The organism is Nocardia coubleae NBRC 108252 (assembly GCF_001612805.1).
GTDB classification, from domain to species: Bacteria; Actinomycetota; Actinomycetes; order Mycobacteriales; family Mycobacteriaceae; genus Nocardia; species Nocardia coubleae.
Window position 1 is genome coordinate 48,071 of the sequence record NZ_BDBD01000005.1, and the last position, 23,551, is coordinate 71,621.

Consider the following 23,551-nt stretch of genomic DNA (forward strand, 5'->3'; position numbering starts at 1 on the left):
TCTACTCGACCCCAATCTGCACCAGATCCGCTTGCTGCCCACCGGAATACACCACCACATCCACACCGGGGAATCCGGCGCGCACATGATCGGCGAGAATCTGCCCCAATTCGTGCCCGGCGCCCGCGCCCATAAGCAAGGTCACCAATTCCCCACCGAGACCGAGCATCCGGTCGAGCAGGATGCGTCCCGCGCCGACCACGTCCGGGTCGATCACCACCACATCCTCGCCGACCAGGCCCAAACCGTCACCGGGAGAACAGGTTCCGACCATCGTCAACGCACGCACCCGGGCCGCCCGCAGCGCACCCCAGCGGGTGGTCGCCGCCGCCTCGGACATGGCGAAGGCGTCGTCGACGGCGATCCGCCCCCGATCGTGCACCGCGAGCGCGGCGAGCCCCTGCACCATCGATGCGCTCGGCAACAACAGCACGTCGCGCGAACCGTCACGCGCGGCGACACCGACGGCGACCAATTCCTGCGCGGGCAGCGCACCGTTGGGCAGCACCAGCACCTCGCGGTGCGGCATCGCCCGGATCGTCCGCAGGAGGATGTCGGCGTCGAAGGCCTCGTCCTCGCGCAACACCACCGCGCCCGCGTCCTCGAAAAGCTCCGCCGCATCAGCACCGGCCACGACGGCGACGACCCCTCGGTCAGCGACCCCATCGGTGGAAAGGGTGGTTCGCCCCACCGAGTTCGCGTCGACCGGAGCCGACTCCGGGTGGTCTCCGACGCCGTTGTGCGCTGTGACGGCGAAGCTTTCGACCCGGATGGCGCTCAACGTCCCGACCGCGAGCCCCGCCTCGATCGCAGCGCCCGCGTCACGGCAGTGCACATGCGCAGACCAGGTGGTATCCCCGTCGCCGACCACCACGACGGAATCGCCGAGCACCGCCAACCGCTCCCGCAATACCCCCGCGCCTACGTCATCCGTGCCGGAGATCACATACATGACCTCGAAATGCGGGTCGGCGCCGCGCCCCCGGTCCTCGTCCCCGCGTAGACCGTCGCGGTCTCCGCGCACCCCGTCACGACCACAGAACGACTCGTCCAGGTCGCCGCCCGGCCCGCCCTCAACCCCGCGCGCCTCGTCATCCCGGCGTCCCGGCACTTCGCCATCCCGGCGCACCGCCGCCTCGTCATCCCGGCGCCCCGCCGCCTCGTCATCCCGGCGTCCCGGCACCTCGCCATTCCAGCGCCCCGGCGCCTCGTCGTGGTCACCGCACGTCCCGGCGTGTGCGCCGAACCCACGACCACCGAGCGACGCACCGCGATCGCGCCGGGCATCGGCCCCACCCGCATGCGCGCCGACCGGCCTGGGCGGCTGCCCCCCACCACGACCGGGCTCGGAAGCGCTGATCGACTGCCTGTGCCGACGCTCCGCACCCGTTGTCGGCGTCGCGCCGCCACCTCGCTCACGGGCGTAGGTATGGCGTTCGGGAGCCACACCGCACACCTCGGCGACGAGGCAGTCCAGTAGAACCAGCAGACCGCGCGCACCGGCGTCGACCACGCCCGCCGCCCGCAACACACCGAGTTGGGCGGGCGTCTCGTTCAGCGCGCGTGCGGCACCATCGGCCGCTGACTTCGCCACACCTTCGAGCGAGGAATCGCCGGACTCGGCAGCAGCTACCGCGGCGCGATCGAGCACCGTCAGAATCGTGCCCTCCACCGGCGCACTCAACCCCTGCCGCACCAGCACCGCCGCCCGCCGCAACGCCACCCGCAACCGTTCCCCGGTCAACGGCCCGGCCACCACCGCCTCGGCGATCCCCCGCAATACCTGCGAAAGAATGATCCCGGAATTGCCCCGCGCCCCGGCCGTGGCGCCACGGGCCAGCGCCTTCGCCACCTCCCCGGCCCGACCATCGCCCAGCGCGCCGCCGCCCGCGATCTCCGATCGCTCCCCGGGAACCGGCGTCTGCACAGCACGATCACCTGGCACCGCATCAGCCGACCGCGCGCCGGTCGAAGCCGGCACACCCGGCGGAGAGTCAGCCGACATGGCCTCAGCCGCCCCACCCGAAACCGCTCCACCCAGTGGCGCGACGGCTACCGAGTCGGTCGCATAACGCGTCTGCCCCGGCTCGGGCCGCACGCGCGACCGCTCCTGTGCATCGCCGTCGGTCTCGGCGGCAGCGAGGGCGGCCCGCATCGTGGCCAGGAGGTTGGTTCCGGTGTCGGAATCGGCGATGGGGAAGACGTTGAGGGCGTCGATCTCCGATCGGCGGGACTCGAGGCCCGCACAGCAGGACCTGGCCCACGACAGCAGCGCGGCGCCGTCGAGCGCCTCGGGCACCTGCGTCACCGTCACCTCGTTCCCCGTCGGCCGTGCTCGCCCGCCGAGCATCGCAGCCAGGTTAGCGCCAGCGACCGACAGCAGTACCCTGACCACGGACGCACCCCGTGTCCGCGCTGTCGAGCAGGACACCCGGTTTGGAAGTTCCCGGGCGGGCCCGCTACGCTTGCAGGGTTGCCTCGTGCGGCCTCGACAGGTCTGCGCTGGCCGATGCAAGTCGGCAAGGCATTTGACGACATCAGTTTCCGGTTCAGCGGCACACGTGCGCGCTGACCGCTTATGACATGAAGGAGCTCGCGACATGGCTGCCGTTTGCGACGTCTGCGCCAAGGGCCCCGGTTTCGGGAAGTCGGTCTCGCACTCGCACCGGCGCACCAACCGTCGCTGGAACCCGAACATCCAGACCGTGCGTGCGCAGGTTGCCCCTGGCAACACCCGCCGGATGAACGTGTGCACCTCCTGCCTGAAGGCGGGCAAGGTCGTCCGCGGCTGATTTCCGGCCCGTACATTCTGCCGACAGTGCCCCGGCACCCTTCATGGGTTGTCCGGGGTTTTGTCGTCGAACGGGTGATTCGTGGCTGAGTGGCGGATCGCCCCGGCGGACGCCGCGCACATCACCGCGCTCGCGGCCTGCCACATCGCCAGCTGGCGGGAGGCCTACGACTCGCTGGTCCCCGCCCACCTGCTCGCCGCGTTCGATCTCGACAGTTCGGCGATCACCTGGGAACGCCGCCGCACCGACGACCGCTATCGGCTGCTCGTCGCCTGTCATGGCGACGACCTGATCGGCTTCGCCGCCGCGTCACGACAGCCGACCGGCAGCGAGCTGGAAGCGCTGTACGTGCGCGCGGCCTGGCACGGCACCGGCGTCGCCGACGACCTGCTCGCGGCCACCGTTCCCGATGCGCCCTGCACGCTGTGGGTGCTCGGCGACTATCCGCGCGCGCACGCCTTCTACCGCAGGCACGGCTTCGCCGATACGGGTCTGCGCCGCACCGACCCGTTCACGCTGCTGCCCGAACAACAGTGGCGGCGCGCCCCTCGCTAATGTGACGGGCATGAGTAGCGAACCGGTCGTCGTCGACGGCGTACTGCACCTGACCATCGCGACCGCGGCCGCGGGCACCTCCCTCGATTTCGACCTGATCAACGCGGGCACCGCCGCCCTGCGTTCGCTCGGCGACGAGGTGGGCGCGATCCTGATCACCGGTGCGGGTGCCAACTTCTGCGCGGGCGGCAATGTCCGCCACTTCGCCGGTGCCGACGACCGAGGCGCTTTCCTGCACGAGCTGGCCACCCAGCTGCACGATTTCGTGCGTGCCCTGACCGCCGCACCCGTCCCGGTCGTCGCGGCGGTGCACGGTTGGGCGGCCGGTGCCGGCATGAGCCTGGTCTGCGCGGCCGACATCGCCATCGGCGGCCCGTCGACCCAGATGCGTCCCGCTTACCCCGGAATCGGCTTCACCCCAGACGGCGGGATGTCGTGGTCGCTGCCGCGCATCGTCGGCGCCGGCCGGGCCCGCGAGATCCTGTTGACCGACGCCGTGATCGGCGCCGAGCAGGCCGAACGACTCGGACTGCTCAGCCGGGTCGTCCCCGACGACGAGATCCGCACCGAGGCCCTGCGCGTGGCCACCGGCTTCACCACGGGCCCCCGCGCCGCCTACACGGCCATGAAAAAGCTGCTGGCCCAGTCGCCGACGGCAACGTTGGACCAGCAGCTCGACGCGGAACGCGACAGCATCGCCGCCGCCGCGAACAGCAGCACCGGGCGCGAAGGCGTCGACGCCTTCGTCGCCAAGCGCAAGCCGGACTATCGCGGAGTCAATTGACTCAGCACGCAGCGCCGAGGGCGCTGAAGGTGTTCTGCAGGATGCAGGTGATCTTGGCGTTGACGCCGGAGGAGATGGTCGAGGTGCCGGTGGAGGTCCATTCCTCGCCGACGGGGCTGGTCGCGACCGGGGTCGCCTGCTCGTTGTAGGGCTCGAGCTGCAGGCCCGCGGCCGAGGCCGAGCCCGCGCCCGCGGTGATGGCGGCGGCGACGGCGGCGGTCGCCAGTGCGGCGCGAACGGTTGTGGTGTGCATCCGGTTGTGCTCCTTCATCATTTTCTTCTCGTGCGGGCGGCACCCCGGGTCAGGGCAACCGCCAGTCGACAGGATCGGCGCCGAGTTCGTCGAGCAGTTCGTTGACCCGGGAGAAGGGTCGCGACCCGAAGAACCCGCGCGAGGCGGACAGCGGCGAGGGGTGTGCCGATTCGATGTAGGGGACCTCGGCGGCGACCAGGGTCGGCTTCAGCGAGCCCGCGTCCCGACCCCACAGCACGGCGACGAGGGGTTCGTCACGGTCGACGAGCGCGCGAATCGCCTGCTCGGTCACCGCTTCCCAGCCCTTGCCACGATGTGAGGCCGGGGTGCCGGGGGTGACGGTGAGCACTCGGTTCAGCAGCAGCACACCCTGATCCGACCACGGGCTCAGGTCGCCGCACTTGGGCGTATCGAAGCCGAGATCTTTGGTGTACTCGGCGAAGATGTTTGACAGGCTGCGCGGGATCGGCGAAACATCCGGCGCGACAGAGAAACTCAGTCCCATCGCATGGCCGGGAGTCGGGTAGGGGTCCTGGCCGACGATCAGCACGCGCACCGCGTCGAACGGGCGCCGGAACGCGCGGAGCACGTTCTCCCCGGCGGGTAGATATCCGCGTCCGGCGGCGTTCTCCGCGCGCAGGAACTCACCCATCTCGCTGATGCGGTCGGCAACCGGTTCCAGGGCCCGGGCCCAGCCCGGGTCGATGATCTCCGACAGTGGTTTGGCACCCATGACCGCACAACCTATCGTTTGCCGGGCTCGGCCGTGGCGCCTGCCCCACGGAACGATTCCCACCCAGTGGCACCGGCGGGCCGCGCGCCGTCGACGGTGACGCCGCTGCCTGCGGTAACGACGCCGATGGGCCGCCAGCCCGGCGGCAGCGCGGTCGCGGGCGACCACGTGCCGACGAACGCGTGGTCCTCTCCCCCGGCCAGAATCCATTGCCCCGCATCGGCTTCGAGCCGGGCGGCGACGGCGTCGAGTTCGGGGTCGGTGAGAGCGGCGGCGTGCACGTCGATCGCGACGCCGGAGGCGGTGGCGAGGTGGCCGAGGTCGGCGAGCAGCCCGTCGGAGACATCGGTGAGGGCGTTGGGGATGTGGACACCGAACACGTCGATCACCTCGGCGTAGGGCGGCTGCGGAACCCGGTGTGCCGCAAGCGCGTGCGCGAAGGCCGGATCAGAAACATCCGCCCCGCTGGACAATACGGCCAGACCCGCGGCCGACCAGCCGAGTTCACCTGCGACAGCGACGATATCGCCCTCGACCGCACCGGAGCGGGTGAGCGCACCCTGCCCACCGAGGTCACCGAACGCGGTCACCGAGATCACCAACTGCTCGCTGTGCACGAGGTCGCCGCCCGCGATGGAACCGCCGGCCCGCACGGCCTCGATCCACATGCCGTCGGCGATGCCCTCGACGACCCGTACCGGAGTGTCGCCGGGACAACCGAGCGCGACCACGAAGCCGGTGGGACGCGCGCCCATCGCCACCACGTCGGCGGCGTTCTGCGCGATCGCCTTGCGCCCGATATCGGCGGGCGTCGACCAGTCGAGCCGGAAGTGCCTGCCCTCCACGAGCATGTCGGTGCTCACCACGAACCGGCCGTCGGGCGCGGCGAGCAGCGCGGCGTCGTCGCCCGGGCCGAGCAGCACGTGCGCGGCCTGCTCGCGACCGGCGTTGATCCGGTCGATCAAGGCGAATTCACCCAGCTCACGCACCGTCTGCGAACGGCTGTCCTCGCTGATGACCGACTCCTTCCCGCTGTGCTCCCGACCGACGAAATCGCCACGACGGTACCCTTTCGGAGGCGATCGGGCACCACCGACGGTGCGCGGCGCAGGCGACGAGGAAAGGACCACGCGGCTATGGCGGAATCGTCGGACCCGACAGCGGACGATCGCGACGAGGCGACCGGGCCCGAGGACACCGCTGAACCGTCAGCCCTCCGCAAAGCCTCTCCAGGAGCGGAAGCGGCCGACGACGCGAGCCACGACGACGACAGCGCCGACGACACACCGGCCGCCGACAGCCAGTACTCCCCCGCGCTGATCGCCACCGCCGTCGCCCTGCCCATCGTGCTGATCGTCGGCGTGCTCGTAGCCGCCTTCCTGATCCTTCGCGCACCCGTCGAACGCGAACCGCTCGCGCTGGGACCGGTCCCCGCCCCCGCCGCCGACGGCCCCGCCTGCGCGGCCCTGCTGCCCGCCCTGCCCGCCGACCTGGGCGACTACACCAAATCCACCCTCGCCGAACCGGCCCCGCCCGCCACCCGCGCCTGGCAACTGCCCGAGGGCGGGGAAGCGATCGTGCTGCGCTGCGGCCTGGACCGGCCGCTCGAATTCAACCGGGCCTCACCGCTGCAAGAGGTCGACGGGGTGAAGTGGTTCCAGATTCGCGACGAGACGGCCAAGACAGGCACATGGTTCGCCGTCGATCGCGAAACCTACATCGCCCTGACAGTCCCCGACGGGTCGGGCACAGCCGCGGTGCAAACGGTCTCCGACACGATCACCGCGACCCTCCCCGCCCAACCGATCAACCCTGGCGAGCTGTGACATTGGCGGCTGGCGCCGCGGGATTTTCGGCCCGGAAGGCCTCGAATCCGAGGGGCGATACTTCGGCTTCGCCGTTACGTCTCGCCCTTCGGATTCGAGGCGGCCGAAAATCCTTGGTGGTTTCGCCGCCGGGTCAGCGCAGGCCGGTTCCTCGGGCTACGGCGGTTTCGATGAGGGTGGACACCAGGGTGGGGTAGTCGATGCCGGTTGCTTCCCACATGCGGGGGTATTGGGAGATGGGGGTGAAGCCGGGCATGGTGTTGATCTCGTTGATCACCGGGCCGTCGGCGGTGAGGAAGAAGTCGACTCGGGCCAGGCCCTGGCAGTCCAGGGCGCGGAAGGCACGCACCGACAGGGCGCGGATCTCGTCGGCGATGGCGTCGTCGAGCTTGGCGGGCACGTCGAATTCGCACACGTCGTCGAGGTATTTGGTGGCGAAGTCGTAGAACTCGGGGGCCGCGGCGTCGGCGTCGGGCATGCGGATCTCGGAGACGACGCTGCCGCGCACGTCGCCGTCGGCGAATTCGAGGACACCGCATTCGACTTCACGCCCGACGATGCCCGCCTCGACGATCACCTTGGGGTCGTGAGCGCGGGCGGTGGCGACGGCGTCGTCGAGGGCCGACCAGTCGGTGATCTTGGTGATGCCGATGGACGAACCGCCGCGCGCGGGTTTCACGAAGGCGGGCAGGCCGATGCGGTCGCGTTCCTCGGCGGTCATGGTCTGCGTGCCGGGACGTAACACCACCTGGACACCGACCGGAAGCGATTCGGCGGCCAGCAGTTTCTTGGTGAATTCCTTGTCCATCCCGGCCGCGCTGGCCAGCACACCGGCACCCACATAGGGCACCCCGGCCAGCTCGAGCATGCCCTGCAGGGTGCCGTCCTCGCCGAACGGGCCGTGCAGGATGGGGAAGACCACATCGACGGTGCCGAGCGTGGCGGTCGGATCGTCCAGGGCGACGAGCGCGCCGGAACGGCCGGGGTCGGCGGCCAGGGTGAGCGCGGTGCCCGCGGCATCGACGGCGGGCAGTTCGCCGTGGCTGAGCGTGAGTTCACCGATCCCCTCGGCAAGCACCCAGCTGCCGGTGGTGGTGATCCCGATAGGCACCACCTCGTAGCGCCGCGGATCGAGGTTGCGCAGGACGCTGCTCGCCGACACACACGAGACGGCGTGCTCGCTGCTGCGCCCGCCGAACACCACAGCTACCCTGATCCGTTCCGTCATGAACGTCACCGTAGTAGGTTCGCGCCGCCGCGGCGGCATCGGCCTTATTCGGGTTTCATGCGCCTGCCGAGCAGGCTGCCGACGGCCTCGTTCACCGAAAGTCCCTCGTGGCACACCTTGTGCACCGCGTCGGTCAACGGCATCTCCACCTGGTGTTCGGCCGCGAGCGCCCGCACCGATGTGCACGACTTCACACCCTCGGCGACCTGACCGTTGGTCGCCTCCTGCGCGGCCTGCATCGACCCGCCCTGTCCGAGCACATACCCGAAGGACCGATTGCGCGACAACGGCGAGGTGCAGGTGGCGACGAGGTCACCCACGCCGGCGAGCCCGGCCAGCGTCACCGGTTGCGCACCGAGCGCCACCCCGAGCCGCATCACCTCGGCCAGCCCACGGGTGATGAGACTGGCCACGGAGTTGTCGCCGAGTCCCATGCCCGAGGCGATGCCGCAGGCCAGGGCGATGACGTTCTTACACGCGCCGCCGATCTCGCACCCGACCACATCGGTATTGGTGTAGGGCCGGAAATAGCCGGTGGCACAGGCATGTTGGGCCTGCTGTGCGCGTTCGGTGTCGGTGCAGGCGATCACGGTGGCCGCGGGCTGGCGTTCGACGATCTCGTGGGCGAGATTGGGTCCCGACAGCACCGCGATGCGGCCCTGTTCGGCGCCGGTCACCTCCGCGATCACCTGGCTCATCCGCAGCAGCGTCCCGGTCTCGATGCCCTTGGCCAGGCTCATCAGCGTGGCATCGGCGCCGATATCGTCCTTCCAGTGGCCCAGATTGGCCCGCAGGGACTGCGACGGCACCGCGAGCACGACCAGATCCGCGCCGTCGAGCGCGATCCGGTGATCGTGGGTGGCCCGCACGGGCGGCAACTGCACGCCCGGCAGGTAGAACGGATTCTGATGCTCGGTGTCGAGCGCGCGAGCCACCTCTTCGCGCCTGGCCCAGATCGTCACCTCGGTACCCGCCTCGGCCAACACCTTCGCGAATGCCGTACCCCACGACCCAGCACCCATAACCGCAGCCCTCGTCATCAGCCCAATATGCCATGCAAGGATCGAGACCATGCACACCGTGCACGCCGTGATGGCGGTCAAGCACCGAGACCGGGCCAAGAGCCGGTTGTCGGCCGTGCTCAGCGCCGACCAGCGCGCCCGGCTGGTGCTCGCCATGTTCGCCGACACCGTCGAGGCGGCCGCCGCCGTGCCCGCGATCGGTTCGCTGACCGTCGTCACTCCCGACGCCGTCGTCGCCGCCCGCGCACGCGAACTCGGCGCACACGTCCTGGCCGAGCCGCCCGCCGACCGCGACCCCCTCAACACCGCCCTCACCGCCGCGGCCGACGACGTGCGCCACCGCAGTGGCCCGGTCCGCCTGCTCGCCCTGCAGGCCGACCTGCCCGCCCTGCGCACCGCCGAACTCACCGACTTCCTCGCCGTCGCGCCCGCCACCCGCGCGGTGGTGATCGATCACACGGGGACCGGCACTTCGGCATTGCTGGCCGGTACCGCACCGGATGCGCTGGCACCACGTTTCGGCCCCGATTCGGCCCGCGCCCACCGCGAATACGGCGCCGTCGTCGTGCCCGGCCACTGGCCGGGCCTGCGCTGTGACGTCGACACACCCGAGGATCTGGACGCCGTGCGCGCGCTCGGCGTCGGCGTCCACACCGCCGACGCGCTGCGGGAGTTCGGAATCACCACCCACCGAAGCGATCCCGTCCGCACGGTGTGCTAGCCGGTCGCCGCACCAGGAGTTCACCCGATGTCATGCTGCGGACCACGCGGTCCGTAGGGGATGATTGACAGCGTGAGCGACACGGAAACCATCAAGTCCCTGCCCCCGATTTCCCCGCCACCTGCGGCCGCCATCGCCTCGGGCGCCGACGGCAGTTCGCAGCGATTGCCACGCGATCGCTACCTCAACCGGGAATTGAGCTGGCTGGACTTCAATGCCCGCGTGCTCGCCCTCGCCGAGGATGCCTCCCTGCCGTTGCTGGAGCGCGCGAAGTTCCTCGCGATCTTCGCCTCCAACCTCGACGAGTTCTACATGGTCCGGGTCGCCGGGCTCAAACGCCGCGCCGAGACCGGGCTCTCGGTGCGTTCCGCCGACGGCCGCTCACCGTCCGAACAGCTCGAGATGATCACCGCCCGCGCACAGGAACTCGCCGAGCGGCACGCGAAGGTCTTCATCGATTCGGTGAACCCGGCGCTGGCAGGCGCGGGCATCGACATCATCGGCTGGTCGGGCCTCGACGAAGCCGAACAGCAACGCCTTTCGAGCTATTTCACCGATCAGGTCTTCCCGGTCCTCACACCGCTGGCCGTCGACCCGGCCCACCCCTTCCCTTACATCTCCGGACTGAGCCTCAATCTCGCCGTGACGGTGAAGGACGCGGGCACCGGCGGCGAGCACTTCGCGCGCGTGAAGGTGCCCGACAACGTCGACCGGTTCGTCCGCGTGCGCCGCACCGGCGCGCCGTCGGCCATCGCGGCCTTCCTGCCGATGGAAGAACTCATCGCCGCCCACCTCGATCTGCTGTTCCCCGGCCTGACCGTGGTGGAGACCCACTCGTTCCGGATCACCCGCAACGCCGATTTCGAGGTCGACGAGGACCGCGACGAGGACCTGCTGCAGGCGATGGAACGCGAACTGGCGCGTCGCCGTTTCGGCAAGCCGGTGCGGCTCGAGGTCTCCGACGACATGACCGAGCACATGCTGGAGTTGCTACTACGTGAGTTAGAGGTCGACCCCGCCGATGTGATCCAGGTGCCCGGCCTGCTCGACCTGTCGTGCCTGTGGCAGGTGTACGGCGTCGACCGGCCCGAACTCAAGGACGCGCCCTACGTACCGGCCACCCCCGCCGCGTTCGGTGAGCGCGAGACCCCGCGCAATGTCTTCAGCGCGCTGCGCGAGGGCGACGTGCTGGTGCACCACCCCTACGACTCGTTCTCCACCAGCGTGCAGCGGTTCATCGAACAGGCAGCCGCCGACCCGCAGGTGCTGGCGATCAAGCAGACCCTGTACCGCACCTCCGGTGACTCCCCCATCATCAACGCCCTGATCGAGGCCGCCGAGGCGGGTAAGCAGGTGGTGGCCCTGGTGGAGATCAAGGCCCGGTTCGACGAGCAGGCCAACATCAAATGGGCGCGGGCGCTGGAACAGGCGGGCGTGCACGTGGTCTACGGCCTCGTCGGCCTCAAGACCCACTGCAAGACGTGCCTGGTGGTGCGCCGCGAGGGTTCGACCATCCGCCGCTACTGCCACATCGGCACCGGCAACTACAACCCCAAGACCGCGCGCCTGTACGAGGACGTCGGATTGTTCACCGCGGCACCGGAGATCGGCGCCGATCTGACCGACCTGTTCAACTCGCTCACCGGGTACTCCCGCAAGGAGGACTACCGGAACCTGATGGTCGCCCCGCTCGGCGTCCGGGCGGGCATCATCGAGCGGATCGACCGTGAGATCGAGCTGGCACGTGAGGGTTTCGACGCCCGCATCCGGCTCAAGGCCAACGCGATCGTCGACGAGCAGATCATCGACGCCCTCTACCGCGCCTCTCAGGCAGGCGTGCCGGTGCAGATCGTCGTGCGCGGCATCTGCGGCCTGCGCGCGGGCGTGCCGGGCCTCAGCGAGAACATCGAGGTGCGCTCGATCCTCGGTCGCTTCCTCGAGCACTCGCGGGTACTGCAGTTCCAGGCACAGGAACAGACCTGGATCGGCAGCGCCGACATGATGCACCGCAATCTCGACCGCCGAGTCGAGGTGATGGTGCAGGTGAAGGATCCGCGCCTGACCGAGCAGCTCGGTGTGGTCTTCGATTCCGCGCTCGACCCCATGACGCGCTGCTGGGTGCTGCTGCCCGATGGTTCCTGGCAGGCGAGCCCCACCGACGCCGACGCCAACCAGGTGCGCGATCACCAGGAATTCCTCATGCGGTTGCGTCGTCCCGAACAGCCGTGAGCAAGCACGCACAGGAGAAGCCCGAACCGATGCGCGACCCGCGGGTCCGGCCCAATATTCATGCCGCGGGAGCGGTTCTGTGGCGTGCGGGCGCCACCGGACCGGAGATCGCGGTGATCCACCGACCCAAGTACGGCGACTGGTCACTGCCCAAGGGCAAGCTCGATCCCGGCGAAAGCCCGGTGGTCGCGGCCGTGCGCGAGGTCGGCGAGGAGACCGGCCTACCGTGCACGCTCGGGCGATATCTCGGCCGGGTCACCTATCCCATCCCGGGGCACCGGCAGCTCAAACGGGTGGACTACTGGGCCGCCGAGGCGGCCGAGGGCGAGTTCACCGAGAACTCCGAAGTCGACCAGCTGCGCTGGATTCCGCTCGACGACGTGATGGACGAGCTGTCGTACCCGATGGACCGCCAGATCGTGCGCGTCTTCGCCCGTCACCCACCGAAAACCTCCACCGTGCTGCTCGTCCGCCACGCCAAGGCGGGCAAGCGCTCCGAGTTCGACGGTCCGGACGATCAGCGCCCACTCGAGCCCGCCGGGCTGCGGCAGGCCGCGGCGCTCGTCCCGAATCTGCTGGCGTTCGGAGCATCCCGGATCTATTCGGCCGATCCCCTGCGCTGTATCCAAACCGTTACCCCGTTGGCGGAGCATCTGAACGCCGAAATCAATTGCGAGCCAATGTTTTCCGAGCAAGGTTACGATTCAGCGAAAGATGCGGCGCGGCAACGATTTCTGTCGTTGGTAACAGATCGGGGTGTACCGGTGGTCTGCAGTCAGGGCGGCGTGATTCCCGATCTGACACAGTGGCTGGCTCAGCGCGACGGACTCACCCTGCCGCCCGCGCGTAATCGCAAGGGCAGCGTCTGGGCTTTGTCGTTCATCGGGGACCGATTAGTCGCGGCGAACCATATGGATCGTGCCTTGTCTACGGGAATCGTCACCGGCTGAACAAAAGTTACCCCGCACAGCCGAAACGGCCCCGGAAATTCCGGGGCCGTTCTCGGTCCAGTGGTGGGTGATGCGGCTTTACGTGCACATTCCCCGACCTGATCCCGCTGCGGCAGGATCAACGAGCACGACGGGTGGCTGTCTTCTTCGCAGCAGTCTTCTTAGCAGGAGCCTTCTTAGCAGCGGTGGTCTTCTTGGCCGCCGTGGCCTTGGTGGCGGTGGCCTTGGCGGCAGTGGCCTTGGTGGCAGTCTTCTTGGCCGGGGCCTTCTTTGCCGCCGTGGTCTTCTTGGCGGCGGTGGCCTTGGCCGCCGTCGTCTTCTTGGCGGCAGGAGCCTTGGTCGCGGCCTTGCGGGCCGTGGTCTTGGCCGGACCCTTCGACGGCGTGGCCTTCTTGGCCGCGGTCTTCTTCGCCGCGGTCTTCTTGGCTGCCGCCTTCTTCGCCGCCACGGGCGCATTCACGCCACGCTTCACGGCAGGGCCGGACGCGGCCAGCTTCTGCTTACCCGCGATCACCGCTTTGAACTGAGCGCCCGGACGGAAGGCAGGCACCGAAGTCGCCTTCACCTTCACGGTTTCACCGGTACGCGGGTTACGGGCAACCCTGGGAGCACGCTTGCGCTGTTCGAACACACCGAATCCGGTGATGGTGACGCTTTGACCTTTGTGCACGGCACGGACGATGGTGTCGACCACGTTCTCGACAGCCGCAGTAGCCGTGCGCCTGTCCGTACCCAACTTTTCGGTCAGAACGTCGATCAGTTCCGCCTTGTTCATTGAATCCTCCGCAGACTAATGGCCCGTCGTCGGACCGACTAGGTACCACGGTAAACCCAGTTTGAGCAAGAGTCTATGTGCCACGCCAAAATTCATGTGGTTTAGCACACGTCCAGCTACCGCTCCCAGGGAAGCGCCCCTAAGCGCCCCAGCCGATTACGCCGGTGAAATAGGCTCCGGCAGCGTCACGGGTTTCCATGACGGCCTTCCCTTTTCGAACTCGGTGATCGCGTCGCCTTGCCGCAGCGTGAGGCCGATGTCGTCCAAACCCTCCAGCAGACGCCAGCGGGTGTAGTCGTCAATATCGAACGGCAACACGATGGTTCCCGCCGTGACGGTGCGCGCCGACAGGTCGACAACCAATTCGAGGCCGGGTTGTTCCTCGATGAGCTTCCAGAGCATTTCGACATCGTTCTGTGACATCTGCGCGGCCAGCAGACCACCCTTGCCCGCATTCCCACGGAAGATGTCGGCGAAACGCGAGGAGATCACCACTCGAAAGCCGTAGTCCGACAGCGCCCACACCGCGTGCTCACGCGAGGAACCGGTGCCGAAATCCGGCCCGGCCACCAGAACGCTGCCGCTGCGGTACGGCTCGGTGTTGAGAATGAAGTCCGGATCGGTACGCCAACCGGCGAACAGACCGTCCTCGAAACCGGTACGAGTCACGCGCTTCAGGTAAACGGCGGGGATGATCTGATCGGTGTCGACATTGGACCGGCGCAGCGGTACCCCGATGCCTTTGTGAACAGTGAAGGCTTCCATAACGATTCTCCTTCGATCGTGGTGGTTCGGGGCCGCTCAGGCCAGATCGGCGGGCGAGGACAGGGTGCCGCGCACCGCCGTGGCGGCGGCGACCAGCGGCGAGACCAGGTGGGTACGCCCGCCCTTGCCCTGTCGGCCTTCGAAATTGCGGTTGGAGGTGGAGGCGCAGCGCTGACCCGGTTCCAGCTGATCCGGATTCATCCCGAGGCACATCGAACAGCCCGCCTGGCGCCATTCCGCACCGGCCGCGGTGAAAATCTCGCCGAGTCCTTCTTTTTCCGCCTGCGCGCGCACCCGCATCGAGCCGGGTACGACCAGCATTCGCACACCGTCGGCGACGCGGCGGCCCTTCAAAACATCGGCGACGGCACGCAGATCCTCGATCCGGCCATTGGTGCAGGAACCGACGAAAACGGTATCCACGCTTACCTCACGCAGCGGCATTCCCGGCGTCAGGTCCATGTAGCGCAAGGCCTTCTCGGCGGCCTCGCGCTCGGACTCGTCGGCGATCTGGGCCGGGTCGGGCACGTTCGCACCGAGCGGCAGGCCCTGACCGGGGTTGGTACCCCAGGTGACGAACGGGGTCAGCTGGTTGGCGTCGATGTGCACCTCGGCGTCGAAAACCGCGTCGTCGTCGGTCTTCAGCGCCTCCCAGGCGGCGACGGCGGCATCCCAGTCGGCGCCCTGTGGTGCGTGCGGGCGGCCCTTCAGGAATTCGTAGGTCACCTCGTCGGGGGCGATCATGCCCGCGCGGGCGCCCGCCTCGATCGACATGTTGCAGATCGTCATCCGCGCTTCCATCGACAGCTTGCGAATGGCCTCGCCGCGATATTCGAGCACATACCCCTGGCCGCCGCCGGTGCCGATTTCGGCGATCACGGCCAGGATCAGGTCCTTACTCGTGACGCCGGGCGCCAATTCGCCGTCGACGGTGATGGCCATCGTCTTGAACGGGCGAAGCGACAGCGTCTGGGTGGCCAGCACGTGCTCCACCTCGCTGGTGCCGATGCCCATGGCCAACGCGCCGAACGCGCCGTGGGTGGAGGTGTGGCTGTCGCCGCACACCACGGTCATGCCGGGCTGGGTCAGACCGAGCTGCGGACCGACCACGTGCACGATGCCCTGTTCGGCATCGCCCATCGGGTGCAGGCGCACACCGAACTCGGCGCAGTTGCGGCGCAGCGTCTCCACCTGGATGCGCGAGATCGGATCGGCGATCGGCTTCTCGATGTCGGCCGTGGGGACATTGTGGTCCTCGGTGGCGATGGTGAGGTCGGGCCGGCGGACCGGCCGTCCGGCCGCGCGGAGCCCGTCGAAGGCCTGCGGGCTGGTCACCTCGTGCACGAGGTGCAGATCGATGTAGATCAGGTCGGGTTCGCGGGAAGTACCGTCACCGTCGCCGGGGACGACGACGTGCTGTTCCCACACCTTCTCGGCCAGTGTGCGGGCGCGCTCGGCCATTGCTTGATCACCTTTCGACGGGCATACTTGGTATCTCAACATATGAGAAGTTAGTATCGTTCTATGAGACAGCATAGCGGTATCGGTGTTCTCGACAAAGCCGTGGCGGTGCTCTACGCCGTCGCCGACGAGCCATGCGGTCTCAACGACCTGTGCACCCGAACCGGTCTGCCACGTGCCACCGCGCACCGGCTGGCGGTCGGGCTGGAGACGCACCGGCTGCTGGCGCGCGACGCCAACGGGCTGTGGCGGCCGGGTCCCGCGCTCAGCGAGTTGTCGGCGGGGGCCGCCGATCCACTGGTCGAGGCGGCGGGAGCCATTCTGCCCCGGCTGCGCGAGATCACCGGCGAGAGCGTCCAGCTGTACTGCCGCGACGGCAACGCCCGCGTGTGCGTGGCCGCGCTGGAGCCGCCCGTGGGCCTGCGCGACACGGTGCCTGTCGGCTCGCGACTACCGCTCACCGCGGGCTCGGCGGCCAAGGTGTTGCTGGCCTGGGCCGACCCGGAGCTACAGCGCACCGTCCTGGCCGACGCCGTGTTCGGCGAGCGGGCGCTGGCCGAGGTCCGCAGGCGGGGCTGGGCGCAGAGCGCGGCAGAACGCGCACAGGGCGTGGCGAGCGTCTCGGCCCCGGTGCGTGACGCCTCGGGCGTACTGGTGGCGGCGGTATCGGTGTCGGGCCCGATCGACCGGATGGGCCGCAGGCCGGGCGCGCGCTGGGCGGCCGATCTGGTGGCGGCGGCGGAGGCGCTGCACAAACGATTGTGAAACGAAGAAGGCCCCCGGTCGGATTCGACCGGGGGCCTTTCTTGGTAGCCCCGACGGGATTCGAACCCGCGCTACCGCCTTGAGAGGGCGGCGTCCTAGGCCGCTAGACGACGGGGCCAGGACGATTTCACCGAAGTGAAACCTTGCTGGGGTACCAGGACTCGAACCTAGAATGGCTGAACCAGAATCAGCTGTGTTGCCAATTACACCATACCCCAAGGATGGAAACGCTCGGCCCGGCGCTCACCGAGTGGTTGTCGGTGTTGCGAGGCCGTGTTCCGCGGCGATGAGAAGATTACCAAACAGCAGGGGGTAAACTACAAATCGCCTGGTCAGCGGCCGGTTTTCGAGCGATTTCCGGCTGCAGGCGGGTGCGGCGCGTGCCGCACCCGCCTGCCGTACGGCTACTGCGCGGTCGGCTGCCAACCGCGTGCGGCACGCAAACGGTCGAGCGAGACCTCGCGGCCGAGCAATTCCATCGATTCGTAGAGCGGCGGGCTGATGTGCGAGCCCGTCACCGCCACTCGCACGGGCGCGAAGGCCTTGCGTGGCTTGAGGCCCAGATCGTCGATCAGCGCCTTCTTCAGGGCCTCTTCCAGGGCCGGTGTGGTCCATTCGGCCAGCGGCTCCACCGCGGCGATGGCGGCGTCGAGCACCTGGTCGGCTTCGGCGCCGAGGTTCTTCGTGCCCGCGGCCTGGTCGATCGCGAACTCCTCCGGCGCCACGAAAAGGAACTTCAGCAGGTCCCAGGCGTCGCCGAGCACCACGATCCGGGTCTGCACGAGTTCGGCGGCGGCCAGGAACGTCTTCTCGTCGATTTCGGCACCGATATGCCCCTGCGCGGTCAGGAACTCACGCAAACGGTGTCCGAAATCACCGGGCTCGAGCAGACGAATCTGTTCGGCATTGATCGCATCGGCCTTCTTCTGGTCGAAACGAGCCGGATTCGAATTCACGGTGGAAATGTCGAACGCCGCCACCATTTCCTGCATGGAGAACACGTCGCGGTCCTCGGCGATACTCCAGCCGAGCAGTGCGAGGTAATTCAGCAAACCCTCGGGAACGAATCCCCGATCGCGGTGCAGGAACAGATTCGATTCCGGGTCGCGCTTGGACAGTTTCTTGTTGCCCTGACCCATCACGAACGGCAGGTGACCGAACTCCGGAGTGAAGTCGGCAACACCGATACGCTGCAGCGCGGCATACAGCGCGAGCTGACGCGGTGTCGACGAGAGCAGGTCCTCGCCGCGCAGTACATGGGTGATCTTCATGAGCGCGTCGTCGACCGGATTCACCAGTGTGTACAGCGGGTCACCATTTCCACGGGTGAGCGCGAAATCGGGAACCGTGCCCGCTTTGAAGGTGGTTTCCCCGCGAACAAGATCATTCCAGCCGAGGTCGGAATCGGGCATGCGCAAACGCACCACCGCGGGCCTGCCCTCGGCTTTGTAGGCGGCGATCTGCTCGGGCGTCAGATCCCGATCGAAATTGTCGTAACCGAGTTTCGGGTCGCGACCGGCGGCGCGATGGCGGGCCTCGACCTCCTCGGGCGTGGAGAACGCCTCGTAGGCCTCGCCGGCCTCGAGCAGCTTGCGCACGACGTCGAGATGCTGGTCGCGGCGCAGCGACTGCCGGTACGGCTCGTACGGGCCGCCGACCTCCGGACCCTCGTCCCAGGTGAGCCCGAGCCAGCGCAGCGCGTCGAGCAGCGCGCGGTAGGAATCCTCGGAATCGCGTGCGGCATCGGTGTCTTCGATGCGGAACACGAAGCTGCCGCCGTGGTGGCGGGCGAACGCCCAGTTGAACAGCGCCGTGCGGATCAGGCCGACGTGCGGCGTGCCGGTCGGCGACGGGCAGAAACGGACCCGTACTTGTGTCATGACTCTCTTCTCCGCTATCAGCGCTTGGTGGCAACAGGATTGGTGAGGGTGCCGATGCCCTCGACGGTGACCGACACGTTCTGCCCGGCCGCCAGCGGGCCGACGCCTTCCGGTGTGCCGGTGAGGATCACGTCGCCGGGCAGCAGCGTCATCACCGAGCTGATCCACTCGATGATCTTCGGGATGTCGTGCAGGAACAGCGACGTGCGGCTGCGCTGGCGGACTTCGCCGTCCAGCTCGGTGGTGATCTCCAGATCGCTTGGGTCGATGGCGGTTTCGATCCACGGACCGAGCGGGCAGAAGGTGTCGTAGCCCTTGGCCCTCGTCCACTGCCCGTCGTGGCGCTGCTGGTCGCGCGCGGTGACGTCGTTGGCGACGGTGTAACCGAGGATCACATCGGCGGCCTTGGCAGCGGGCACGTCCTTGCAGGGGCGGCCGATCACCACGGCCAGTTCGCCCTCGAAGTCGACCTGAGAGGAGCTGGGCGGCAGGATGATCGGGGCGTTCGGCCCGACGATCGAGGTGTTCGGCTTGATGAAGATCACCGGATCCTTCGGCGCCTCACCACCCATTTCGGCCGCGTGGGCGGCGTAGTTCTTGCCGATGCAGATCACCTTGCTGGCCAGGATCGGCGCCAGCAGGCGGATGTCGGCCAGCGGCCAGCTCCGCCCGGTGAACGTCGGCGTGCCGAACGGGTGTTCGGCGATCTCCTTGGCGACGGCGTCGCTTCCGTCGCCTTCGATGCTGACGAACGCGACTCCATCGGGACTGGCAACTCGACCTAAGCGCATGCCGGGGAGTCTATCGAGGCGCGCCCACCTGCCCGAACGCGCCCGGGATCGCCTCGCGCGGCCGAACCGGGAGGGCGAGCGAAGTCACATTCGTGTGATTTCGAACCTGCTGCCCGCGTTCGTGATTCGCATTACGCACGGTCGCCACCGGATGTGATCCGTCAGACACCGACGCCGAGCACCGGAACCCGGGGTCACCGGTGTAGCGTGATCTTCGATGTTCACAAGATGAGACATCGATCTCAAATAATGAGATGCAATCGTGCAATTCGGCGAGGTGAGTATCGTGACGAACGCGCGGCCGACGGCCGGGGTGTCCCAGATCAGCAACGGCAGACGCTGGCTGATGCTCGCCCTCGGCGTGCTCGCGCAGACGTCGAGCGCCACCTTCGTGCACGGCACCCCTTTCCTCCTGCCCGCCCTCACCGATCGCGGTGATTCGCTGGCTGCCGCGGGCGCGCTGGTCGCCCTGCCGACCGTCGGTCTGGTGTGCACCCTGATCGCGTGGGGTTATGTCGTCGACCGCATCGGTGAGCGAATCGTGCTGGTCGCGGGCACGACGCTGATGTTCGCCGCCGGCCTCGGCGCGGCCCTGGTCGAGGACCCGATCGCCTTCGGCGTGCTGCTGTTCCTCGGCGGTGTCGGCGCGGCCAGTTCCAACGGTGCGAGCGGGCGGGTGATCGTCGGCTGGTTCCCGCCGGACCGGCGCGGGCTGGCCATGGGTATCCGCCAGACCGCCCAGCCGCTCGGCGTCGGCCTGGCCGCGCTGACCATCCCGTGGGTCGCCGATGGGTACGGCATCGCGGCCGCCCTGCTGGTGCCCGCGCTGTTGGCAGGCGCGGGCGCGATCGGTTGTCTGACAGGCATCGTCGACCCGCCGCGTCCGCCCGCCAAGGCCGCCGACCGCACCAACCCGTACCGCGGCGACTCCACGCTGTGGCGCATTCACGCGGTGTCCATCCTGCTGGTCTTCCCGCAGGCCACGCTGTGGACGTTCGGGCTGATGTGGTTGCACCGCGATCTGGGTTGGTCGCTGGCGGCGGCGGGCGCACTGATGACGGTCACCCAATTGCTGGGCGCCGCTGGACGAATCGGCGCGGGCGCGTGGTCGGACCGGGTCGGCAACCGGCTCGGGCCGCTGCGTCAGGTGGCTGTCGCCGCGGTGTTGGCGATGGCCGCGCTGGCGGTCGCCGCGGGAACGGGCTGGGGATGGATCGCGGTGCCACTGATGGTGGCGGCGTCGGTGATCTCGGTGTCGGACAACGGATTGGCGTTCACCGCGGTCGCCGAGATCGCCGGACCCTTTTGGAGCGGGCGCGGTCTCGGCATTCAGAACACGGGCCAGAACCTTGTATTGGCCGCGATCCCACCGGCGTTCGGCGCGCTGATCACGGTGAGCGGGTACCCGACGGCGTTCGCGTTCGCGTCCGTCATGGCGATGGCGGCGGTGCCATTGGTACCGAGGGGCACCGGAAGGTAGTCACCCGCAACAGCTCCGGCGCGGGTCGGCGCCTGCGACGCGCGGCCCGCGCCGGACGGGAGGCTCGGCGCTCGGTCTCCGGATCAGGCGGTGCCGGAGCGGTCGGACAGGCCGAGGCGCAGGTGTTCGCTGTGGTACACAGCTTCGTCGAGCAGTTGGGCGACGTGGTTGTCGTGCAGGCTGTAGACGATGCTGCGGCCCGCGCGGGTGCCGATCACGAGACCGAGGTTACGTAGCAGGCGCAACTGATGGGAGACGGCCGACTGTTCCATTCCCACCGCCTCGGCCAGTTCGGTCACCGGGCGCGGACCCTGGCGCAGTTCGGACAGGATCAGAAGCCTGCTCGGGGTGGCGAGGGCCTGCAGAGTGGTCGCGACGTGCGCGGCCGTATCGGCGTCCAGCCGGGTGGTCGGCCGGTCGCGGCCCTCCACACCGTGTCCCATGGCAGGAGTCTAACCGACCCGTTGAAATGAAGACCTCTTCATATGTTCTGTTATTCTCGGGTTGTTCTGTTCCCGTCTCACGGAGGTTTCCCGTGGCCATGCCCACCGCCGTCGCGGCACGCCCCGGCGCCGCCGCTCCCGCGCGCTCGCGACGGACCCGGCTGTTCGAGATCGCCGAAATCCGCTGGGCGGCCGCCTCGCTCGTGCTGTTCCTGGTGGGCCTGGCCGCGCAGCTGTCCGGTGCGCCGTCGTGGTCGTGGTGGGCGCTGTATCTGGCCTGCGCCGTCACCGGCGGATGGGAGCCGGCGCTGGGCGGGTTACAGGCGTTGCGGGAGAAGACGCTCGATGTCGATCTGCTGATGGTTGTCGCGGCGATCGGCGCCATGTCGATCGGGCAGGTGACCGACGGTGCGCTGCTGATCGTCATCTTCGCGACCTCCGGCGCGATGGAGGCGCTGGCCACCGCACGGACCGAGGATTCCGTGCGCGGACTGCTCGACCTCACCCCCGACGTCGCCGTCGTCCTGCGCGACGGCGACGAACAGACGGTGGACGCGACGGATCTCGTCATCGGTGACGTGGTGCTGGTCCGCCCGGGCGACCGTATCGCGGCGGACGGGACCGTGGTCGGCGGGTCGAGCGAGGTCGACCAGGCCACCATCACCGGCGAACCGCTGCCCGTCGACCGGACCGTCGGCGACGAGGTTTTCGCGGGCACCCTCAACGGCACCGGCACGCTGCGGATCCGGGTGGATCGGCGGGCGAGTGACTGGGTCGTCGCGCGGATCGCCGGCCTGGTCGACGAGGCCGTGCGCACCAAGGCGGGCACCCAGCTGTTCATCGAGAAGATCGAGCAGCGCTATTCGATCGGCATGGTGGCGGCGACGATCGCCGTGTTCGTCGTGCCACTGTTGTGGGGTGAGCCGGTCCGCGAATCCCTCTTGCGCGCCATGACTTTCATGATCGTCGCGTCCCCCTGTGCCGTGGTTCTCGCGACCATGCCGCCGTTGCTGGCCGCCATCGCCACGGCAGGCCGCCACGGTGTGCTGGTGAAGTCCGCCGCCGTGATGGAACAGCTCGGTACCACCACCCGCGTCGCGTTCGACAAGACCGGCACGCTCACCCGTGGCACGCCCGAAGTGGCCGAGATCCACGTGCTGCCCGGTACCGCCCTCACCGACGACGCGGTCCTGCGGCTGGCCGCGGCAGCCGAGCACGGCAGTGAACATCCGTTGGCCGAAGCCATCGTGCGTGCGGCTCGTCAGCGCGGCCTCGGCTTGCCCGATGCCGTGAACTTCACGTCCGAACCGGGGCGCGGCGTTTCCGCCACCGTCGACGGGCATGCGATCCGAATCGGTTCGCCCACAGCACTACTCGCCACGCCAGCCGCGGATCGAGCTGTTGCCGTGGAGGTGGCGACTCAGCAGTCGCGTGGCCATACCGCGGTGGTCGTCGTCTGCGACGGCTGCCCGGTAGCGGTCCTCGGCATCACCGATCACGACCGTCCTGAATCAGCCGCCACCGTCGCCAGACTCACCGAATCGACGGGCACCTCACCGGTTCTGCTCACCGGCGACAGTCACACCACCGCAAGCCATCTCGCCACCCGCGTCGGAATCACCGACCTGCGAACAGACCTGCTCCCCGAGGACAAGGTCACCGCCATCCGGACCCTGCAGTCCGGCGGCGACCGCATCACCATGGTCGGCGACGGCATCAACGACGCCCCCGCCCTGGCCACCGCCCATGTCGGAATCGCCATGGGCCCCACCGCCTCCGACCTCACCCTGCAAACCGCCGACGCCGTGGTGGTCCGCGACGACCTCTCCACCATCCCCACCGTCATCGCCCTGTCCCGCCGAGCCCGCCGCCTGGTCATCGCCAACCTCGCCATCGCCGCCACCTTCATCGCGATCCTGGTCACCTGGGACCTGGTCGGCCACCTACCCCTCCCGCTCGGCGTGGCAGGCCACGAAGGATCGACAGTGATCGTCGCCCTCAACGGCCTCCGCCTCCTCAGCTCCTCCGCCTGGCGCCGCGCCGAGTCGGGTCGCTAGCCGTCCAAGGGACTCACCCAGCAGCGTCTGATGATCCGCGA

Annotated in this window: 22 protein-coding genes and 2 tRNA genes; 10 read left to right on the forward strand and 14 right to left on the reverse strand. The window is 68.6% G+C overall.

Annotated elements, in window-relative coordinates:
- Position 1 precedes the first annotated feature (1 nt).
- Complete coding sequence (locus tag NCO8_RS05015) at positions 2–2,350, reverse strand: DAK2 domain-containing protein (RefSeq protein ID WP_067636808.1); 2,349 nt, start codon at positions 2,348–2,350, stop codon at positions 2–4.
- A 250-nt stretch (positions 2,351–2,600) separates the two neighbouring features.
- Between NCO8_RS05015 and rpmB the strand changes: the two genes are divergently transcribed.
- From rpmB to NCO8_RS05030, 3 genes are all read left to right on the forward strand, one after another.
- The gene (gene rpmB, locus NCO8_RS05020; protein WP_011210730.1) at positions 2,601–2,792 is read left to right on the forward strand and encodes a 50S ribosomal protein L28; all 192 of its coding nucleotides are present in this window, start codon (positions 2,601–2,603) and stop codon (positions 2,790–2,792) included.
- A gap of 81 nt (positions 2,793–2,873) precedes the next feature.
- Complete coding sequence (locus NCO8_RS05025; RefSeq protein ID WP_067636809.1) at positions 2,874–3,347, forward strand: GNAT family N-acetyltransferase; 474 nt, start codon at positions 2,874–2,876, stop codon at positions 3,345–3,347.
- Between the two features lie 10 nt (positions 3,348–3,357).
- Positions 3,358–4,131, forward strand: a complete 774-nt coding sequence (locus tag NCO8_RS05030) for an enoyl-CoA hydratase/isomerase family protein (protein ID WP_084456602.1) — start codon at positions 3,358–3,360, stop codon at positions 4,129–4,131.
- A 1-nt stretch (position 4,132) separates the two neighbouring features.
- Here NCO8_RS05030 and NCO8_RS05035 read toward each other — a convergent pair whose 3' ends face one another.
- Genes NCO8_RS05035 through NCO8_RS05045 form a run of 3 tightly spaced genes read right to left on the reverse strand, consistent with a single transcriptional unit; the run spans position 4,133 to position 6,106 of the window.
- On the reverse strand, positions 4,133–4,384 hold the full coding sequence (locus tag NCO8_RS05035; protein ID WP_067636896.1) for a hypothetical protein: 252 nt from the start codon (positions 4,382–4,384) through the stop codon (positions 4,133–4,135).
- A gap of 49 nt (positions 4,385–4,433) precedes the next feature.
- Positions 4,434–5,117, reverse strand: a complete 684-nt coding sequence (locus NCO8_RS05040) for a uracil-DNA glycosylase (protein WP_067493352.1) — start codon at positions 5,115–5,117, stop codon at positions 4,434–4,436.
- An 11-nt stretch (positions 5,118–5,128) separates the two neighbouring features.
- Positions 5,129–6,106 (reverse strand): thiamine-phosphate kinase, encoded by a 978-nt coding sequence (locus tag NCO8_RS05045; protein ID WP_245655245.1) that lies wholly within the window; start codon positions 6,104–6,106, stop codon positions 5,129–5,131.
- Between the two features lie 147 nt (positions 6,107–6,253).
- Between NCO8_RS05045 and NCO8_RS05050 the strand changes: the two genes are divergently transcribed.
- Entirely contained in the window at positions 6,254–6,943 is a 690-nt protein-coding gene (locus NCO8_RS05050) for a DUF3515 domain-containing protein (protein ID WP_067636816.1), read from the forward strand.
- A 133-nt stretch (positions 6,944–7,076) separates the two neighbouring features.
- Here NCO8_RS05050 and NCO8_RS05055 read toward each other — a convergent pair whose 3' ends face one another.
- Together NCO8_RS05055 and NCO8_RS05060 are read right to left on the reverse strand one after the other, a co-directional pair.
- Entirely contained in the window at positions 7,077–8,171 is a 1,095-nt protein-coding gene (locus tag NCO8_RS05055; RefSeq protein ID WP_067636899.1) for a D-alanine--D-alanine ligase family protein, read from the reverse strand.
- A gap of 44 nt (positions 8,172–8,215) precedes the next feature.
- The gene (locus NCO8_RS05060) at positions 8,216–9,211 is read right to left on the reverse strand and encodes an NAD(P)H-dependent glycerol-3-phosphate dehydrogenase (protein ID WP_067636818.1); all 996 of its coding nucleotides are present in this window, start codon (positions 9,209–9,211) and stop codon (positions 8,216–8,218) included.
- 31 nt (positions 9,212–9,242) lie between these two features.
- On the opposite strand from NCO8_RS05060, the gene cofC reads away from it, so the two are divergent.
- From cofC to NCO8_RS05075, 3 genes are read left to right on the forward strand one after another with little or no spacing between them, the layout of a single operon-like run.
- The gene (cofC, locus tag NCO8_RS05065) at positions 9,243–9,914 is read left to right on the forward strand and encodes a 2-phospho-L-lactate guanylyltransferase (RefSeq protein ID WP_067636820.1); all 672 of its coding nucleotides are present in this window, start codon (positions 9,243–9,245) and stop codon (positions 9,912–9,914) included.
- 60 nt (positions 9,915–9,974) lie between these two features.
- Positions 9,975–12,143 carry an RNA degradosome polyphosphate kinase gene (locus tag NCO8_RS05070; RefSeq protein ID WP_067636822.1) on the forward strand — a complete coding sequence of 723 codons (2,169 nt, stop codon included), beginning with the start codon at positions 9,975–9,977 and terminating at the stop codon, positions 12,141–12,143.
- A 29-nt stretch (positions 12,144–12,172) separates the two neighbouring features.
- Positions 12,173–13,093 carry an NUDIX hydrolase gene (locus NCO8_RS05075; RefSeq protein ID WP_067636902.1) on the forward strand — a complete coding sequence of 307 codons (921 nt, stop codon included), beginning with the start codon at positions 12,173–12,175 and terminating at the stop codon, positions 13,091–13,093.
- 118 nt (positions 13,094–13,211) lie between these two features.
- Here the strand turns inward: NCO8_RS05075 and NCO8_RS05080 are convergent, their stop codons facing one another.
- The 3 genes from NCO8_RS05080 to leuC all read right to left on the reverse strand — a co-directional run bounded on the left by NCO8_RS05080 (position 13,212) and on the right by leuC (position 16,094).
- Positions 13,212–13,868, reverse strand: coding sequence for an HU family DNA-binding protein (locus tag NCO8_RS05080; protein WP_067493341.1), 657 nt, complete (start codon positions 13,866–13,868; stop codon positions 13,212–13,214).
- Between the two features lie 156 nt (positions 13,869–14,024).
- Positions 14,025–14,633 (reverse strand): 3-isopropylmalate dehydratase small subunit, encoded by a 609-nt coding sequence (gene leuD, locus NCO8_RS05085; protein WP_067493338.1) that lies wholly within the window; start codon positions 14,631–14,633, stop codon positions 14,025–14,027.
- 36 nt (positions 14,634–14,669) lie between these two features.
- On the reverse strand, positions 14,670–16,094 hold the full coding sequence (gene leuC, locus NCO8_RS05090; RefSeq protein WP_067636824.1) for a 3-isopropylmalate dehydratase large subunit: 1,425 nt from the start codon (positions 16,092–16,094) through the stop codon (positions 14,670–14,672).
- A 63-nt stretch (positions 16,095–16,157) separates the two neighbouring features.
- Between leuC and NCO8_RS05095 the strand changes: the two genes are divergently transcribed.
- Entirely contained in the window at positions 16,158–16,859 is a 702-nt protein-coding gene (locus NCO8_RS05095) for an IclR family transcriptional regulator (protein WP_067493334.1), read from the forward strand.
- Between the two features lie 42 nt (positions 16,860–16,901).
- On the opposite strand, the gene NCO8_RS05100 is transcribed toward NCO8_RS05095, so the two are convergent.
- The 4 genes from NCO8_RS05100 to NCO8_RS05115 form a co-directional block, all read right to left on the reverse strand.
- Positions 16,902–16,977, reverse strand: a tRNA-Glu gene (locus NCO8_RS05100).
- 28 nt (positions 16,978–17,005) lie between these two features.
- Positions 17,006–17,077 (reverse strand) — tRNA-Gln (locus tag NCO8_RS05105).
- Positions 17,078–17,263: 186 nt separating this feature from the next.
- Complete coding sequence (gene gltX / locus NCO8_RS05110; RefSeq protein ID WP_067636826.1) at positions 17,264–18,739, reverse strand: glutamate--tRNA ligase; 1,476 nt, start codon at positions 18,737–18,739, stop codon at positions 17,264–17,266.
- 17 nt (positions 18,740–18,756) lie between these two features.
- Positions 18,757–19,530, reverse strand: coding sequence for a fumarylacetoacetate hydrolase family protein (locus NCO8_RS05115; RefSeq protein ID WP_067493329.1), 774 nt, complete (start codon positions 19,528–19,530; stop codon positions 18,757–18,759).
- A 346-nt stretch (positions 19,531–19,876) separates the two neighbouring features.
- On the opposite strand from NCO8_RS05115, the gene NCO8_RS05120 reads away from it, so the two are divergent.
- Positions 19,877–21,010 (forward strand): MFS transporter, encoded by a 1,134-nt coding sequence (locus NCO8_RS05120; protein WP_067636904.1) that lies wholly within the window; start codon positions 19,877–19,879, stop codon positions 21,008–21,010.
- A gap of 83 nt (positions 21,011–21,093) precedes the next feature.
- Here the strand turns inward: NCO8_RS05120 and NCO8_RS05125 are convergent, their stop codons facing one another.
- Positions 21,094–21,453 carry an ArsR/SmtB family transcription factor gene (locus NCO8_RS05125; RefSeq protein WP_067493327.1) on the reverse strand — a complete coding sequence of 120 codons (360 nt, stop codon included), beginning with the start codon at positions 21,451–21,453 and terminating at the stop codon, positions 21,094–21,096.
- 92 nt (positions 21,454–21,545) lie between these two features.
- Between NCO8_RS05125 and NCO8_RS05130 the strand changes: the two genes are divergently transcribed.
- Complete coding sequence (locus NCO8_RS05130) at positions 21,546–23,510, forward strand: heavy metal translocating P-type ATPase (protein ID WP_376739962.1); 1,965 nt, start codon at positions 21,546–21,548, stop codon at positions 23,508–23,510.
- Positions 23,511–23,551 lie beyond the last annotated feature (41 nt).